Origin of the sequence: Delftia sp. DT-2 (assembly GCF_028401915.1) — a bacterium.
Classification (GTDB): domain Bacteria; phylum Pseudomonadota; class Gammaproteobacteria; order Burkholderiales; family Burkholderiaceae_C; genus Comamonas; species Comamonas tsuruhatensis.
Genome location: NZ_JAQOTI010000022.1, coordinates 1 through 15,643, shown reverse-complemented (window position 1 = coordinate 15,643; position 15,643 = coordinate 1). Strand labels below are relative to the sequence as shown.

At 66.0% G+C, this 15,643-nt stretch carries 16 protein-coding genes; 7 read left to right on the top strand and 9 right to left on the bottom strand.

Annotated elements, in window-relative coordinates; translation table 11 throughout:
* Window positions 1-44: 44 nt before the first annotated feature.
* Complete coding sequence (locus tag PO605_RS27975; RefSeq protein WP_016449522.1) at window positions 45-359, bottom strand: hypothetical protein; 315 nt, start codon at window positions 357-359, stop codon at window positions 45-47.
* 983 nt (window positions 360-1,342) lie between these two features.
* Here PO605_RS27975 and PO605_RS27970 point away from each other — a divergent pair.
* The gene (locus tag PO605_RS27970) at window positions 1,343-1,939 is read left to right on the top strand and encodes a chalcone isomerase family protein (protein ID WP_047473840.1); all 597 of its coding nucleotides are present in this window, start codon (window positions 1,343-1,345) and stop codon (window positions 1,937-1,939) included.
* Here PO605_RS27970 and PO605_RS27965 read toward each other — a convergent pair.
* The 8 genes from PO605_RS27965 to PO605_RS27930 form a co-directional block, all read right to left on the bottom strand.
* On the bottom strand, window positions 1,914-3,329 hold the full coding sequence (locus PO605_RS27965) for a sensor histidine kinase (protein WP_047473841.1): 1,416 nt from the start codon (window positions 3,327-3,329) through the stop codon (window positions 1,914-1,916). The genes PO605_RS27970 and PO605_RS27965 overlap by 26 nt on opposite strands.
* Entirely contained in the window at window positions 3,298-3,984 is a 687-nt protein-coding gene (locus tag PO605_RS27960; protein ID WP_013804692.1) for a response regulator transcription factor, read from the bottom strand. Before PO605_RS27960 ends, PO605_RS27965 begins: the two co-directional genes overlap by 32 nt.
* Window positions 3,962-4,462 carry a hypothetical protein gene (locus tag PO605_RS27955; RefSeq protein WP_013804693.1) on the bottom strand — a complete coding sequence of 167 codons (501 nt, stop codon included), beginning with the start codon at window positions 4,460-4,462 and terminating at the stop codon, window positions 3,962-3,964. The genes PO605_RS27960 and PO605_RS27955 overlap by 23 nt, the downstream gene beginning before the upstream one ends.
* A gap of 170 nt (window positions 4,463-4,632) precedes the next feature.
* Window positions 4,633-5,325, bottom strand: coding sequence for a hypothetical protein (locus PO605_RS27950; protein WP_047473842.1), 693 nt, complete (start codon window positions 5,323-5,325; stop codon window positions 4,633-4,635).
* A gap of 205 nt (window positions 5,326-5,530) precedes the next feature.
* Window positions 5,531-6,826 carry a polyamine aminopropyltransferase gene (gene speE, locus PO605_RS27945; RefSeq protein WP_061288968.1) on the bottom strand — a complete coding sequence of 432 codons (1,296 nt, stop codon included), beginning with the start codon at window positions 6,824-6,826 and terminating at the stop codon, window positions 5,531-5,533.
* 147 nt (window positions 6,827-6,973) lie between these two features.
* Window positions 6,974-7,651 (bottom strand): phosphoglycolate phosphatase, encoded by a 678-nt coding sequence (locus PO605_RS27940; protein WP_047470600.1) that lies wholly within the window; start codon window positions 7,649-7,651, stop codon window positions 6,974-6,976.
* Between the two features lie 200 nt (window positions 7,652-7,851).
* Entirely contained in the window at window positions 7,852-8,199 is a 348-nt protein-coding gene (locus tag PO605_RS27935; protein ID WP_047470598.1) for a hypothetical protein, read from the bottom strand.
* 3 nt (window positions 8,200-8,202) lie between these two features.
* Window positions 8,203-8,679, bottom strand: coding sequence for a chemotaxis protein CheW (locus PO605_RS27930; protein ID WP_047470596.1), 477 nt, complete (start codon window positions 8,677-8,679; stop codon window positions 8,203-8,205).
* A 327-nt stretch (window positions 8,680-9,006) separates the two neighbouring features.
* On the opposite strand from PO605_RS27930, the gene PO605_RS27925 reads away from it, so the two are divergent.
* From PO605_RS27925 to PO605_RS27900, 6 genes are all read left to right on the top strand, one after another.
* Window positions 9,007-10,704, top strand: coding sequence for a methyl-accepting chemotaxis protein (locus tag PO605_RS27925; RefSeq protein WP_047470594.1), 1,698 nt, complete (start codon window positions 9,007-9,009; stop codon window positions 10,702-10,704).
* 74 nt (window positions 10,705-10,778) lie between these two features.
* On the top strand, window positions 10,779-12,029 hold the full coding sequence (locus PO605_RS27920) for an HD-GYP domain-containing protein (RefSeq protein ID WP_047470592.1): 1,251 nt from the start codon (window positions 10,779-10,781) through the stop codon (window positions 12,027-12,029).
* Between the two features lie 211 nt (window positions 12,030-12,240).
* Window positions 12,241-12,612, top strand: coding sequence for a response regulator transcription factor (locus PO605_RS27915; protein ID WP_017404901.1), 372 nt, complete (start codon window positions 12,241-12,243; stop codon window positions 12,610-12,612).
* Window positions 12,612-13,376 (top strand): HD-GYP domain-containing protein, encoded by a 765-nt coding sequence (locus tag PO605_RS27910; protein ID WP_047470590.1) that lies wholly within the window; start codon window positions 12,612-12,614, stop codon window positions 13,374-13,376. The genes PO605_RS27915 and PO605_RS27910 overlap by 1 nt, the downstream gene beginning before the upstream one ends.
* A gap of 9 nt (window positions 13,377-13,385) precedes the next feature.
* A complete protein-coding gene (locus PO605_RS27905) occupies window positions 13,386-14,225 on the top strand; it encodes a substrate-binding periplasmic protein (protein WP_016453965.1) in 840 nt (279 codons plus the stop codon).
* Between the two features lie 24 nt (window positions 14,226-14,249).
* Window positions 14,250-15,643, top strand: a 1,394-nt coding sequence (locus PO605_RS27900; protein WP_272207204.1) for a PAS domain-containing protein, incomplete at its 3' end; no start/stop codon positions are given.

Genomic DNA, 15,643 nt, shown 5'->3' with positions numbered 1-15,643 from the left:
CCGGGCCAAGCGAAGCGAAGGCCCGACAGGGCTTGCAAAGAGAATCAGCGCTCAAACGCCGCAGAAGCCGCAGCCATCCGCCGCAGATACGCCGGATCCTCCTGCAGGCAATGCACGTAGCTCACCTCGTCCTCAACCAGTTCCTCCATCCGCTGCGCAGCCCCGCAAATGGCCTGCAGCGCATTGGCCACCACCTCCAGATTGCGATGGCCCTCGGGCCGCTCCAGCCAGGCCAGCGCCAGCTGGCCCAGCGAGTACACCTCGCTGCTGCCTTGCAGCGTCAGCCGGCCGATCTCGGTCACGGCATGGCTCAACTGTTGCGGCGTGGGCTGGGTCAGGGTTGGGGAAGCGGTACTCATGGCGCAACCCCTCCCACGGCAGACGCGCCAGCGTGGGGCGCTTGATGGGTGGAGGGGAAGGCAGAAAAAGAAGTGCCGTACATGACGTACATGATTTACTCCTCAGCGAGACGGGAACCACCCGTCTGTGTTCTTACGCACAAACAGGTGGACGGGATGTTAAGAACACGTGCTGAGCCGTGCGGACGCCCTTGCGGGTAGCCCCATCCCGCCCGTAACCGCAGGGACGTGGGCATGCACCCACGATCCGACAATTCAGACGTGACAAGGCCTCCTTAACGGCGAGGCCGCACCGCTCAACAGTCAAGTGTTCTTACGCACCAGCCCCTGAACAGGGGGCCGCCGCAATGATAGAGGCTTTCAAGACGGCAAGCGCCCCGAAGCCCCAGGCCGAGCGCAGCGAAGGCCCGGGCAAACTCCCCGTATGTCAGCGCCTGCGCCGTGGTGGTTGCGGGGTTGCAGTCCTGCCGAAGGACAGGACTGCTTCGTCATCTGACTCGCCGTGATTGTTTGAACGTAGCGCGCAGCGCGAAGTGAGTTTCACGGCGAACCCCGCAACCGCCACGGCGCAGGTTGCCCCGCAGCGCAGCGAAGGGGACGCGGACATTCGGGCGCTTTTCTTTGCTCACTTTCTTGTAGCGAGACAAGAAAGTGAGTCGGCCGCCGGGCCGAAACCCGGCCTCGAAAAGAAACGCCCCGACAGGGGCTTGCAAACAGAATCAGCGGTGCAACGCACAGACAGGTGGACGGGATGTTAAGAACACGCATTGCGACGTGCGGACGCCCTTGCGGGTAGCCCCATCCCGTCCATAACCGCAGGAACGTGGGCATACACCCACGACAAGAACAGCGGACCGAGCAGGATGATAGCCACCCTCCATCGGCCCGCGAAAACCCTGTTGCCACCCCCACCCGATCCCCACAACATGTCGCCCGGACGTAACAAACCGCAACCGGGCCACAGCCCCCGCGCAGGAGACACCATGACCGCCTTGCCCCGCTGGATGAAGACAGCCGCCCTGGCCATGGCGCTGGCGATGCCGCTGGCCGCCACAGCCCAGGAGCCTGCGCGCACCGTCGCGGGCGTGGCCTATCCCGCCCAGGCGGGGGTGGGCGGCCAGACGCTGCAGCTCAATGGCGCGGGCATTCGCTACAAGGCCATCTTCAAGGTCTACACGGCGGGCCTGTACCTGGAAAAGCCGGCCGCCAGCCTGCAGGAGATCGCGGCCCTGCCCGGCCCCAAGCGCGTGAGCGTGACCATGCTGCGCGAGATCGATTCGGCCGAGCTGGGCAAGCTGTTCGCACGCGGCATCGAGGACAACATGGAGCGCGCCCGCTTCTCGCGCCTGGTGCCCGGCGTGCTGCGCATGAGCGACATCTTCACGCAGCACAAGAAGCTGCTGCCGGGCGAGAACTTCTCGGTGGACTGGGTGCCGGGCCAGGGCGCCCAGGTCTTCGTCAAGGGCCAGGCCCAGGGCGCGCCCTTCCAGGAGCCCGAGTTCTTCCAGGCGCTGCTGGGCATCTGGCTGGGCCCGCACCCGGCCGACGAGCAACTCAAGAAGGCATTGCTGGGCGGTTGAACGGCTGCGCGGGCTCCTGCACCGGCCCGGCAAAGCGCGCCTGGATCTCCAGCCCCGTGGCACCGGGCAGGGCCGTGAGCGTCCAGCCATGGGCGCGCGCAATCTCCAGGCAGATGGGCAGGCCCAGGCCCGCACCCAGGTCGCGCCGCTCGCTGCTGCGCCAAAAGCGCTCGAAGATGCGCGGCAGGTCCTCGGGCGGCACGCCACGGCCCTGGTCCAGCACCGAAAAGCCCAGGCCGCAGGCCTTCACGGTGACGGTGGCGCCCTGCGGGCTGTGCTGCACGGCGTTCTCGATCAGGTTCTTGAGCAGCACGAAGAGCGCGCCCCGGTCGGCACGCCAGGCAAGGGCATCGTCCTTGACCTCGCAGTGGATGTGCACGCCGCATTTTTCGGAGGCGCGGGCCATGAAGTCGCAGACCTCGCCAATGATGTCGGCCGGCGCAATGTCTTCCATGCGGTAGCGCTGGTGTTCGCAGACCTCGGCCAGGTGCAGCAGCTGCTGGACCTGGCGCGCCATGTGGTCCACGTCCTTGAGCAGCTCGGGGCTGCGCCGGTCCTCGGGCTCCAGCTCGATCTGCACGCGCATCAGGGCCAGAGGCGTCTTGAGCTCATGCGCGGCCATGGACAGGAATTCCTGCTGGTTCCTGAAGCCGGCCTGCAGCCGGTCCAGCACATGGTTGAAGGCCTCGACCAGGGGAGCGAACTCGCGCGGCAGATCCTTGGGCTGCAGGCGCGTGCCCAGCGTCTGCGGGGTGATGCGCTGCGCATCCTGCGCGGCCACGCCCAGCGGCCTGAGCATGCGCTGCAGCGTGCGGTGCGTGGAGAACAGGAACACGACCAGGAAGACCACGCCGATGGCCACCATGCCGCGCCACAGCGCGGGCAGGCCCACCGATTCGCGCAGCCAGTCCACCATGCGGTCGCTGACGGCTATCTGCACGTGCCACGTCGTGCCGTCGTGGACCAGCGTGGCCGTGCCCGCGCGCATGACCACGCCGCCGCGCTCGTAGGCAAAGGCCTTGAGCTCGGGGTCGAAGCCCTGGCCGGTCTGCGTCAGCGGCTGCATTTCGCCGTTGGGGGCGAAAACCACGCGGCCGCGGGCGTCGGTGATGCGCAGCTGCATTTCCTCGCCCAGGCTGGTCAGCATCCAGGCCTTGAGTTCACGCTCGCTGAACCCCTGGGGCACGCCCTTGGCATCGAAACTCACCCACTCGGCCAGCTTCTCGGCCGCATGCCCCATGCCGCGCTGCAGCGCATAGCTGTCGAAAGGCTTGGCGACGAGGATCACCAGCGCGCCCACCAGCAGCGCGCTGAACACCATGCTCAACCCATAGACGGCCAGCAGCCGCGAGCGCAGGCTACCGGGCCAGCAAAGGTTCGCGAAGCGCATAGCCCTGACCCCGGATGTTGACGATTTCCATGCACGAGCCGGCCGCGGCCAGCTTGCGGCGCAGCCGGTGCAGGGCCACATCGAGGGCGTTGGGCGTGACCACGCTGCTCATGCCCCAGGCCGCCGCCTCCAGCGTGGAGCGGCGCACCGTGGCGCCGGCCTTGCGCACCAGGCTGAGCATGATCTGCAGCTCCGCCGGCGGCAGCGCGATGGCCGAGCCCGCGCAGTGCATGCAGGCCTGCTGCGGGCTGATGCTGATGTCGCCCAGCTGCGGCGCCAGCTCCTGCACCAGGGCCGGGCGGCGCAGCAGGGCGCGCACGCGGGCGATCAGTTCTTCCATGGGAAAGGGCTTGGTCAGGTAGTCGTCGGCACCGGCCTCCAGGCCGCCCACGCGGTCGCTGAGCGCGTCGCGGGCCGTGAGCATCAGGCAGGGCGTGGAGCGGCCTGCGGCGCGCAGGCGCTGCACCAGTTGCAGGCCGTCGCCATCGGGCAGGCCGCGGTCGATGACGATGACGCCGTAGTCGATGTCCTGCAGGGCCAGCCAGGCCGTGGAGATCTGGTGGAAGACATCGGTCTCTATGCCGGAGTTGGCCAGCGAGCGGCTGACCAGCGTGGCCAGCCTGGCATGGTCCTCAATTAATGCGATGCGATTCATGGTTTCCGTCGTTGCCGCACAGGGACAGCAAATGCTCCCTGATCCCGGTGATGCGCTGGGGCGCCATGGGCTCGACCAGCACATGGATGACCCACAGGTCCTCGACCATGGCGCGGCATTGCAGGGCAATGTCCTCGGACACCAGATCGTCGGCGCAGGCCGCGTCCACGAAATCAAACCATATGTTCTGGAATCTTGCGCGGGTCAGCAACTGTGCGGCCGTCTTCTGGCCGCGCTGGCGGGACAGGGCATGCTCGCAGACGCAGCGGATATAGGCGCGCAGGTGGCGTGCGGGGCCTGGAGGCTCCTCGGCCAGCGCCTGCAGCAGGTCCTCGCGGAACTTGAGGATGACCAGCTCGAAGATCGTCTCCAGCCGCACGGCACGGTGCTGGCTGCATTCTTGGAAGCGCGAACCCAGGGAATACGCCTGGCCCGCCGCCTGGATACCTATCACGTCCTGGTAGATGGAGGCTTGCATTGCGATGGCACGTTCTGTCGTTTCAGGCTCCGTCGGTCCGCCGCGAGAGCGGCAAACCTGCGGGGAAAACGGCCATGCTCCCCGATTGCGTCTTACTGGCGACTTACCGGCCCCTGAATCTGCCCCATTACACCGGGAATATGCAGGCGGCCGGTTTGATCAATATTGGCTCAAATATCTTCCTGCCAGCCAGCAACATACCTGACCAGCGCCCACTGTGCCAGCCACAGTGCCATATAGCCAAAGGTCTCCACCAGCTCCTCCAGCACGATCACCTGATAATCAAACCATTGCTGCAGGACAATGAAACCATGACCTTCCGCATTGGTGGATATCACCATGGCCGCGACAAATATCGCCAGGCTGAATATCGGCAGCGCCTTCTCGCGCACCAGGCGCTTGATGACCTTGTTCCAGACACCGTGGCGCACAAACCAATAGCAGCACAGCAGCAGCATGGCGCCCACCACCCATTTGACGGCGGGCCGGTACCACAGCACCTGGGAGCTGATCACCGGCCCCCACTTGCCAGCCTCCAGGCTGGGCAGGAAAGCTGCGCCCCAGGCCAGTTCACGCCCCAGAAAGGCCAGCCAGAACAGGGAGGCGATCCACCAAAGGGGCGCTGCAAGGGAGCCCTTTTGCTGCCGCGCCGCAACCAGGGCCGCCACCATGCCCAGCAGCAGGGTCACGGCCTGGATATTCTCCAGGAATCCATTTTCCCAGCTCAGGCTTTGCGGCAATACAAAGCTCAGGGGAAAGCTCAATACCAGCCCTGCCAACAAAGCCCAATTCCAAAGCCGCAGCAAGGAATCATCATGGTATTTGGACGCGGATATTCTTGTTTTTGAAAGGGAAGCAGTCATTTTGATACAGGGCGTCTGGCGCTTTATCTGTTGATATGGTTTTTGCAAGCACGCAATATCCCGGAAATACTTACCAGGAAGCCGGAAAAATGGCGGGCGCACGGGCCTTCCCGCCGTTTTTCATTACAGCAGACTTGCCACCAGATTGCAGCACTGTGTCAAATTTGCCCTGCCGGGCGCGGCCCGTTGCCAGAACGGGCTGGGCTCAGGCGACGCGGACCGCGCGCGGGGGCAGCGCCGCCAGGGGCGCGGGCTGCACCAGATCGCGGTAGTAGTTGGGCAACGCGAACAGTGCGGGGTGCACTTCGGCGTTGTAGTAGCGCAGGTCGGGCAGGCGGCGCTCGGCCAGGCGCTGGCGCAGCTGGGCGGGGGGCAGCGCCGCCGCATCCAGCGTGTCGGAGGCCACGGCCAGGCCCCAGTAGGCGCCGTACAGGGGGATGTACAGGCCGTAGCAGCGCACGATGGCAAAGCGCTCGCGCAGGCTGGCCACCAGCCGCGCCACCTGCCCGCCATGGAAGACGGGGCTGCCCAGGTGCAGCACCAGGGCGCCGCCCGGCGCCAGCACGCGCTTCATGCGCGCCAGGGCCTGGTCGGAGTACAGCGCGCTGGCAGGCGTGTCGGGGTCGGTGAGGTCCATCAGGGCGAGGTCGAAGCGTTCTTCGGTGTGCTCCACCATGGCCATGCCGTCGCCTATGCGCAGCTGCAGGCGCGGGTCATCGAACACGCCCCGGTGCACCTGCTGCAGGTGCGTGCGCGCGGCCTGGACCACGGCCTCGTCCAGCTCGGCCACCACCACTTGCTCCATGGACGGGTGCTTGAGCAGTTCCTCGGCTGCGCCGCCATCGCCGCCGCCCAGGATCAGCGCCTTGCGCGGCGCCGGGTGGGCCAGGGCCGCGGGGTGGACCAGGGCCTCGTGGTAGAAGAATTCCTCGCCTTCGGAGGTCATGAATCGGCCATCCAGTCGCAGCACCTTGCCGAACTGCGGCGTGTGCAGCAGCTCCAGTTCCTGATGGGGCGTCTGCACGGTTTCGCGCCGCGTGGCGCGCCAGCCAAAGCGCGCATGGGGCGTGAGCGCCTCCAGCGCCCAATCGCCCTCATCGGCCGCCGCCGTGGCCTGGGCGCCGGGACCGATGTCGCCGCGCATCAGATGCTGGCGCACCACGCGGCCCGGCGCGTAGGCGGCGATCACGCCCTCCATCAGCGCGCGGGCCTTGCCCGAGTTGTCGGCGGAGAAGTTGCAGACGTAGACATCGACGGTGACGCAGCCGGTCTCGGGCCAGGTGTGTATGGCCAGGTGCGATTCGGCCAGCAGCACGGTGCCGGTGACGCCGCCGGGCTGCCCCTGGTAGTCAGGGAACTTGACCCAGCGGTCCTCCACCAGGGTCAGGCCGGCCTGCGCGGTCTGTGCGCGGCACAGGGCGGCGATGGCATCGGCGTCGAGCATATGGCGCTCGTCGCCCTGGCATTGGTAGAGATCGGCGGTCAGGTGCAGTCCGTGCATGTCGCGTGCTTCCTCCTTGTCTGTGGCCGGATCGCGGCCAGGATGGCAAAGCAGACGACTCTAGCAAAAACATAAATCGCACCGTCAAAGTGCGTTAACCATCGCCAAACCCCATTCTTTTTCCAACAAATTTGGAGGCTGCGCGTCTCAGGCCAGTTCGGTCAGCGCATCGACGAAGCCATCGGCATCGACCTGGCGCACGGGCTGGCCGTGGTTGTAGCCGTAGCTCACCAGCACCACGGGGCAGCCCGCGGCGCGCGCGGCCTGGGCGTCGTTGCTGGAGTCGCCCAGCATCAGCGTGCGTGCCGGGGAGGTGCCCAGGGCCTCGCAGGTCTTGAGCAGGGGCAGCGGGTCGGGCTTCTTGCGCTCGAAGGAATCGCCGCCGAAGACCTGCTCGAACAGCGGTGCCAGGCCTTTTTGTTCCAGCAGCGGCCGGGCGAAGGACAGCGGCTTGTTGGTCAGGCAGGCCAGCCGCAGGCCGCGCGCGCGCAGGGCCTGCAGGCCTTCGAGCACGCCCGGATAGACCTCGGCGAACTGGCCGTTGAGCTGCAGGTAGTGGTGCTCGTAGCGCTGCCAGGCCTGGCCGTAGATGGCATCCACATCGGCCGCGCCCACATGGGCCAGCACCGAGCGGATCAGGTGCTCCGAGCCCTTGCCCACCATGTTCTCGATGGCCTGCGGGGCGATGGCCGGCAGTTGCAGGTCCGCCAGCATGCGGTTGAGGGCTTCGGCGAAGTCGCCCAGGGTGTTGACCATGGTGCCGTCGAGATCGACGATGGCGGCGTCCAGTTGCTGTGGGTTCAACGGAATGAGGTTTGAAATCATGAAATGGGGGTGTCGAAAGCCGGGGGCTGCCTGCGCAGGAACAGCGTTGAAAATATCAGAACTTGCGCGGGCCCTGGGACTTGGGCCTTGCGTCCCCTGGCAGCCCCTGCATGGCCGTGGCCCCGTATCCCGGTGTGCCGCGATGCGGTCTGACGAGTGCCAGGGCCGCACGCAAAGGCGGCACGCAAGGGGGAGGTTGATCAGAACGACACCCAGTCGTCCTGCTCCTGCGCTTGCTTGTGCACGGTCTGCACGGGCTGCACGGCGCGGGCAGCCTGGCGTGCGGGGAGTGCCGCTGTCGCGGGTGCCGGCTTGCGCGCCCGCACCGTCGGTTGCGGGAGCGGCGGGGTTGAGGAAAGCTGTGCCGCATGGCCTCCCAGCTGGAAGATCGACACGGCCTGCACCAGCTGCTGTGCCTGGAGCTCGGTCAGCCAGGCCTTGACGTCGGTGTGTGCTGAGGTGAGAGCGCCTTTCTCCGCCTCCAGGTCTGCGGGCGATATGAAAATTTGCGGTGTACGAGCGGAAGACCGGGGCGTGCCGGAGCACATGGCTCAGCTAGCAGCGCAGTCCGGCAGGGCTGCCGTGGCCGTCGCCAGGAGCTTGTCGGCATCGATCAGCAACAGCGAGCGCTCATCGAGCACGCCCATGGCCAGCAGGCAGTCATTGACCAGGCCCACGCCCATGGCGGGCACGGCGCGCAGGTCCTGCGGCATGAGCGTCACCACGTCGGTGACCCCCTCCACCACCATGCCCGTCACTCCGCCAGGCAGGCGCAGCATGATGGTCACGGTGCAGGCGTCATATGGCTTGGGCGCAAGCCCCAGCCTGAGCCGCAGATCGATGACGGGAATGACCTCTCCGCGCAGTTCCAGCACGCCGTTGAAGTAGGCAGGGCCGTTGGCAATGCGCATGGGCGACTCGTAGGACCGGATCTCCTGCACTTGCAGCAGGTCGATGCCGAACTCCTCATCGTCCACGCGGAAGGAGAGCCATTGCCTGGTGGTTTCGGTCTTCAGTGCATGCGGCATTTTATCACTCCAATCAAATTTATTTGATGAATTTGATAAAATTTAGCAGAGCGCGACAACAAGCACAACCGACTTTTACAACTTTGGTCGCTGATGCTCCGTCGTGCACGTCAGGCGGAAGGCTTCGCCTGGCTCCAAAGGTCTGTGGCGATTGGTCAGTCAAGAGGGAGAGGACTGCGTGGCGGTTCCGCGGAACCGGATCTCGGGGGCAAGGCCACACAGTTTTAAATTGATAAATCTGATTTCTTAAGATGCGTTTAAGCCAAAGAAACAATCATTTACATCATATTGATCGAAGCTCCTTCCAACCGCCCCCCAGGAGACCCCATGTTCCTCCGACTTCTGTCCATCCGCACAAGGCTCATCGTTGCCTTTACCCTGCTTTTGCTCTTGTTGAGCACGGTTGCGGCCATCGGCTCCCTGCAGATCGCCCGGGTCCAGTTCAATGCCAACGACCTGGGCACCAACTGGCTGCCTTCCACTAATGTGCTGGCCTCGATCCGGGCCACGGCCAATGAAGCCCGCCGCGCCACCCTTCGCCATGTGATTGAGGAGTCTGTACCGGGCAAGCAGGCTCAGGAAGAGGCGCTGGCTAAGGCCGAGAAAGCCCTTGAGTCGGAGTTCTCCACCTACGAAAAGCTCATTTCCTCCCCTGAGGAAAAGAAGCTGTACGACAAGATGCGCGTAATTTGGGACGCCGTCGTGCTGGAGGATAGGAAGGTGCTGGAGCTGTCCAAGGCCGGGCCGGAGCAGTCGGCCCAGGCGCGTGGCCAAGCCACGGGATCTGCGACCCAGGTCTTCACCGATTTCATGGACGTCGTGGGCCAGGACATCGCGCTGAACCAGGAGGGCGGGCGCAAGGCCACCGAGCAGGCCGAGAAGGACTACCACCTGGCGCTGTACCTGCTCGGCGGGCTGGCCACGCTGGCGGTGTCCCTGGGCGCCGTGCTGGCATGGGCCATCACGCGCTCGATCACCGAGCCCCTGCACATGGCGGTCTCGGTGGCGGACACCGTGGCGCGGGGCGACCTCACGGCCAGCATCGTGGTGCAGGGCCGGGATGAGCCCGCCCGGCTGCTGGGCGCGATGCGCGACATGAACGGCAAGCTTCGCGAGATCATGGCAAGCATTCGCCTCAGCAGCGACAGCATTGCGACGGGATCGAGCGAGATCGCCTCCGGCAGCCTGGACCTGAGCCAGCGCACCGAGCAGCAGGCCAGCAACCTTGAGGAAACGGCTGCCTCGATGGAGGAACTCACGGCCACGGTGCGCACGAATGCAGACACGGCCCAGCAGGCCAACAAGGTGGCCTCGGCCGCCTCGGCCTCCGCTGTCGAGGGGGGCAAGTCCGTGGCCCTGGTGGTGCATACCATGCAGGACATCTCGGAGGCCTCGCGCAAGATTGCCGAGATCACGAACGTCATCGACGCCATTGCCTTCCAGACCAACATCCTGGCGCTCAACGCAGCCGTGGAGGCCGCGCGGGCCGGCGAGCAGGGCCGGGGCTTCGCGGTGGTCGCCAGCGAGGTGCGCGCGCTGGCCCAGCGCTCGGGCACGGCGGCCAAGGAGATCAAGGAGCTGATCGGCGCCAACCTGCAAAAGGTCGAGCAGGGCACCGAGGTGGCGACCCGGGCCGGCGAGCAGATGGACCGCATCGTGGAGCAGGTGCGCAGCGTGGACACCATGATCAGCGAGATCTCCAGCGCATCGGCCGAGCAGGCGGTGGGCATCCGTCAGGTCGGCGAGGCGGTGAGCCAACTCGACCAGATGACGCAGCAAAACGCGGCGCTGGTCGAGCAAAGCTCGGCCGCTGCAGGCAGCCTGGAGCAGCAGGCCGCCGCCCTGGCGCAGATCGTCTCCACCTTCAAGATGCATCCCGAGCATGGCGCAAGCCAGCCTGGCGGGCCGCGCGCCGCGACCGCCCAGGCCATGGCACCCAGGCAAGCGCAGCCCTGCAGGCCGCCACGCCTGTCGCCTGCCCGTGCGCAGCCGCAGGTCAAGGAAGAGGAATGGGCGGCCTTCTGACCTGGATCCGTACAGAAGCAAGGAAATGGCGGCAAGATGACGTATCCATGTGAACCGTTGCGGGGCCCTTGTTCATGATCAAGCGCATCAGTGTGCGGCAGCTGCGGCTGGGCATGTTTTTGGAGAGCTTTTGCGGCAGCTGGATGGAACACCCATTCTGGCGCAGCCGCTTCAAGCTGGAAGACCCTGCCGACCTGGCGAGGATCCTGCAGTCCCCCATCCAGGAAGTGTGGATCGATACCGCCAAGGGCCTGGATGTTGCGCAAGGCGGGCCGTCTTTCACCCGCGAGCAGGTGGACACCGTGATCGACGCCCAACTGTCCGAGATCTCGCAACTGGCCGAGCTGGAGTGCGAGCTGCGGCCCGTTGCCTTCGAGGAGGAGGTGAAGCGGGCCGCCCGCATCTGCCACCAGTCCAGGCAGGCTATCACCGCCATGTTCCGCGAGGTGCGCATGGGCAGGGAGATCAACCAGGACGAGGCCCGCTCCGTGGTCGCCGAGGTGTCCGATTCGATCATCCGCAATCCCAGCGCCATGGTCAGCATCGCCAGGCTCAAGACCAGCGACGACTACACCTACATGCACTCGGTGGCGGTCTGCGCCCTGATGATCGTGCTGGCACGCCAACTCGACCTGCCACCGCACCAGGTGCGCCAGGCAGGCTATGCGGGGCTGCTGCACGATATCGGCAAGATGGCCATTGCCACCTCCATCCTGAACAAACCCGGGCGTCTGACGGACCAGGAGTTTGACGAGATGCGTGAGCATCCGGCGCGAGGCCTGGAGTTGCTCAAGGCCGGCGGCGTCGATGACCCGGTCGTGCTGGACGTGTGCCTCCACCACCACGAGAAGGTGGATGGCACGGGCTATCCCCACAGGCTGCGCGGCGAGGACATCAGCCTGTTCGCGAAGATGGGCGCGGTCTGCGATGTCTACGACGCCATCACCTCGGACCGCCCCTACAAGCGCGGCTGGGATCCTGCGGAGGCGGTGCACAAGATGGCCGAATGGAGTGCCGGCCACTTCGACAAGACCGTTTTCCAGGCCTTCGTCAAAAGCATAGGCATCTATCCGGTGGGCTCCCTGGTGCGGCTGACCACGGGCAGGCTGGGGGTGGTCATCGACCCTGGCCGCCAGTCCCTGACCTGTCCGCAGGTCAAGGTGTTCTATTCCACGGCCAGCGGCATGCGGATGGCACCGGAGACCGTGGACCTGGCCCGGCCCGGGTGCCAGGAGAAGATAGCCAGTCGGGAAGACCCCGCGAAATGGGGCTTCACCGACCTCGATGCCCTGTGGAAAGACCCGGCCTGGGAACGGGCCACATAAAGGCGGGGCTGCCGGCTCCCGCACAGGGGCAAAAGACCTGTTCCCGGCCTGGGGCCGGAACCCGCCCCGCTGCGGGCGGCAGCATACGGCGCCCACGGGCGTGCAGGCCTGGCAACAGATTTGATAGATAAATTCAATAAAATTTGATTGAATTGATATTTATGATTCACATGCCGGCCCACACCTTTGTTGCGGCATGAAAGATCTCCCCATGCAAAAGATACTGATCGCCGAGGACCATGCCGACATCCGCAAGCTGCTGCGCATGACACTGGAATTCAGCGACTTTGACGTCATAGAGGCTTGCGATGGCGACGAGGCCTGGGCGATGGCCGAGAGGCTCAGGCCCGACATCGTCCTGCTCGACATCATGATGCCGGGCACGCTCGACGGCCTGGAGGTGTGCAGCCGCATCAAGCGCTCCTACGAGCTGCTGCATACGCAGGTCATCCTGCTGACGGCCCGGGGCAGCGCCGAGGACCGCAAGGCGGGCCTGCTGGCCGGAGCCGACGAATACCTGGTCAAGCCCTTCAGCACCCTGAAGCTGCTGGAGACGATCGAAAAGCTCGAGAGGATCGACTGATGGCCCAGTACCAGACCGCCTCCCCCCGGGAGCCATCGCGACGTTTCGATCCTGCGGCCGTGGAGCAGATGGAGCAGCTCATCCAGGACTTCGGCCGCATGTACCGCGAGCGCAACGATCTGCTCAAGGAAGTGACACGTGCGCACCACGAGACCCTGCTGCGCCTGGCCATGGCCGCCGAGTTCAAGGACGACGACACCGGCTCGCACATCGTCCGCATCGGCTACCTGTCGGAGGCCCTGGCCCTGCGCCTGGGCTGCCGCATCGAATTCGCCAGCCTGCTGCGCAAGGCGGCCCCGATGCATGACATAGGCAAGGTCGGCATTCCGGACACCATCCTCAAGAAGGAGGGCCCGCTGGATGCGCAGGAGCGCCTGGTCATGAACCGGCATGCCGAGATCGGCGCGCATCTGCTGGGCCAGTCGCGCATCCCGGTGTTCCAGATGGCGGCCGAAATCGCCGCCAGCCACCACGAACGCTTCGACGGCAAGGGCTACCCGCAGGGATTGGCAGGCGAGGACATCCCGCTGTCGGCGCGCATCACCTCCATCGTCGATATCTTCGACGCGCTCACCATGGACCGGGTGTACCGGCCGGCGTTCGGGCGAGCACGGGCCCTGGAGATGATCGCGGCGGAACGGGGCAAGGCCCTGGATCCCGGCATCGTCGACGCGTTCATGGACAACATCGAAGAGCTGGATGCGCTGCGCCTGGCGCTGACCCGGCAGTCCCCGTCCTTCACCGATCTGATCGACACACCCTGAAAGCCCGCCATGCATCCATCATCGACATGTTTCGGCGCACCGTCCCCAAGGCGCGTGCTGGCCCGCCTGGCAGCCGTTGCCGGATTGCTGCTGTGTCTGGTGCCATGGTCCGGCTCTGCCGCAGCTGGCGAGGTGCTGGAGCGGATTGCATCCACGGGCGCCCTGCGTGTGTGCATATGGCCCGACTACTACGGCATCACCTTCCGCGACCCGCGCACGGGCCGGCTGACGGGCGTGGATGCAGAGCTGTCGGCGGAGCTGGCCAGGGAGCTGGGCGTACGGCTGCAGTATGTGGATTCCTCCTTTCCCAGGCTGATACCTGACCTGCTGGAGTCGCGCTGCGATGTCGCCATGTTCGCCGTGGGCATACTCCCCCAGCGGCAAAAGCAGCTGCGCTTCACTCAGCCCTATCTGAGCAGCGACATCTACGGCGTCACGACCAAGAGCAATCAGGCCGTGCAGTCCTGGGCGGACATCGACCAGCCCGGCGTGCAGGTCGCCGTGCAGCGCGGCACCTTCATGGAGCCCGTGATGCGCGAGACGCTCAAGCATGCGCAGATCGTGTCCATCGAGCCGCCCCAGACCCGCGAGAAGGAGCTCATGGCAGGGCGCGTGGATGTGTTCATGACCGACTACCCCTACAGCCGCCGGCTGCTCGACAGCTCCGACTGGGCCCGGTTGATCGCACCGCCCAAGCCGTTCCACGTGCTTCCCTACGGCTATGCAACCAGTCCTGCCGACGCCCAGTGGCTGGCGCGCCTGGACCAGTTCGTCTCCGACATCCGGCGAGACGGCCGCCTGGCCCGGGCAGCGCGCAACCACGGGCTGAGCGCCATCGTCGCGCCTTGAACCCTCCGATGGAGCGCCTTCATCATGTCTGGCCGAGCCGGCACGCATCATTTTCTGGGAGCCAGGCGCAGCGCCCACCTCAAGGCATTGGTGCTGACCTTTGCCCTGTGCGTGCTTGCCGGGCTGGTGCTGTTCGTCTGGAGCCAGCTGCATGCCGAGGCCGAGCAGAGCAAGGCCCAGGCGGCGTTGCTGGCCCGTGTGCTGCAGGATCAGACGAACAAGACCTTCGAGACCGGCGAGGTCGCCCTGGCAAGCCTGGCCAACAACCCGGTCATCCTGTCCGCCGACAGCCCCGGCGCAGCGCGCGAGGCGGCCTTGGCGCAAGTGGTCGGCCAGTTGCCGGTTCTGCGCAGCATGGCGCTGCTCGATGGCAAAGGACGCATCCTGGCGAGCACGCAAGCGGGCGAGGCCGGCCTGCAGATCGAGCTGCACAAGCTGCTGCCTGACAGGGCATCGGCTCCGGTCCCGGGCAAGGTCCAGCTGGGACGCCTGGTCACCGGCCGCAGCCTCTCCTCCCTGGCAGCGGCCCCGCATGCGACACCGCGGGGCGTCCGCTACCTGCCCCAGATCCTCGCATTCAAGCGCGACAACGGCGCACCGGCCGTGCTGGTGGCCCTGATCAATCCTGATGCCGTGGCCAACTTCTACCAGTCCACGCTGGAGTCCCTCAGCTACGAGGCCATGCTGCTGAGCTACGACGGCCAGGCGCTGGCCAGCACGAATGCGGGCACCGGCGTGCAGGCGACCGCCGTGCTGCAGACACCGCTGTTCCGGCAATGGCTGCCGCACAGCGAATTCGGCTCCTACGTCGGCGCCGGCATGCTCGGCTCCCATGAGGTCGTGTCCTTTCGCACTGTGCGCAACTGGCCTCTGCTGCTGGTGGTGGAGGAGCCCTACTCGGAGGTGGTCGCGCGCTGGCGCGACAAGGCATTCGCCTTCTTCGTTGCCGGCCTTGCGCTTCTTGCCCTGGTGCTGGGCCTGAGCGGGTCGGTGCTCAAGACCCGCAGGGTCCAGAAGTCGTCCCAACAGTCCATGGAAAAGGCCCAGGCGCGCCTGGCGCGCAGCGAGCATGAGATGGCCGTGCTCATGCGCAGCGTGCAGGAGCTGATCTTTCGCACCGACAGCGAGGGCCGGCTGACCTTCGTGAACGCACGCTGGGAGCAATGGACCGGGCAGCCCAGCGTCGAGGCGCTGGGGCAGCCGCTGGAAGGCATCGCGCGCGAAGCCTGCAGGCCGCAGATCCATGCCCTGCTCGACCCACAGGCCAAGCTGGCCCTGCGCAACTGCCAGGCCATGTTCCAGCTGCCGGGCCACCGGGAAATACTCTGCGACATCGCCGTCGTCCCCCTGCTGCGCGACGGCCGGCTCGTGGGCTTCGCGGGCAGCGCCGTGGACGTGACGGCCCGCTGGAAGGCGCA